At 36.9% G+C, this 1,183-nt stretch carries 1 protein-coding gene; it reads left to right on the forward strand.

Annotated features, from left to right (window positions below):
* Positions 1-1,183 (forward strand): flagellin N-terminal helical domain-containing protein (locus RB298_RS03665; protein ID WP_486045819.1); only part of this gene is annotated, 1,183 nt, incomplete at both ends.

Raw genomic sequence — 1,183 nt, forward strand, 5'->3', positions numbered from 1 at the left:
AGCTAACAATGCTCAAGCAAAATCTATGGAGAAATTGTCTTCTGGTCAGCGTATTAACAATGCGGCTGATGACGCAGCAGGTCTTGCAATCTCTGAGAAAATGCGTGGACAGATTCGTGGATTGGATCAAGCTTCTCGTAATGCACAAGATGGTATGTCTATGATTCAAACTGCAGAAGGGGCATTAAATGAAAGTACTGATATCTTGCAACGTATGCGTGAACTAGCAGTTCAATCATCCAATGACACAAACACAGATGACGATAGAAATGAAATTCAAAAAGAAATGAATCAATTAAAACAAGAAGTTACACGTATCTCAACAGACACCGAATTTAATACAAAAAAATTATTAAATGGTGATATGGGTAAGCAATTTACTCCTACTACAAGTGATTTAGTAACTAATGACTTACAGGCTGTCGGGGAAAATCTAGGCAACGGAACTTATACTCTTACTCTAACTGATGCTGGTACTGATACTTTCACTGTAGATAACAATTCATTAAATGCAGGATTTGACCAAGATTCTATATCCGTTGCCAGTGGTGCTCAGATTGATTATGGTTCCTACCGTTTAGAAGTATCTAACTATAATAGTGTCGGATCTACAGCAGACTTTAAATTAACAGGACCTGATGGTAAAGAAACAACATTAGCTGGTCAAGCTACTAATAGCGATCTAACAATTGGAGGCCTTAGCCTTAATCTTGATACTGATAATATTACTAAAGATGGCGTTATGAACTTTACTTTATCTTCAAATGGATTAGAGATTGATTTGACAGGTGCCTCAACTGTTAATACTTCACCTATTTCTGCCTACACAGGCGGCAAATTAAATATTGGGGGCTTTGAGTTTTCTTTAAAGACTAATCACGGTAGTGATGATGATACTTTGGTTGGAACTTTACAAGACAAATCAGTAAAATTGCAGATTGGAGCTAATCAAGATCAAAACACTAGCTTATCAATTAATGATATGAGTGCAACATCATTAGGTATTAATGATGTCGATGTGACTTCTCAAACCGGTGCTAATACCGCAATTGATACTATTAGTAAAGCAATTGTAAAGGTCTCTGGTGAGCGCTCTAAATTAGGTGCTTCACAAAACCGCTTAGACCACACAATTAATAATCTAAGCACATCATCAGAAAACTTGACAGCTGCGGAATCACGT

The sequence above is a fragment of the Priestia sp. BR_2 genome (assembly GCF_041954005.1).
GTDB classification, from domain to species: Bacteria; Bacillota; Bacilli; order Paenibacillales; family Paenibacillaceae; genus Paenibacillus_AQ; species Paenibacillus_AQ lautus_A.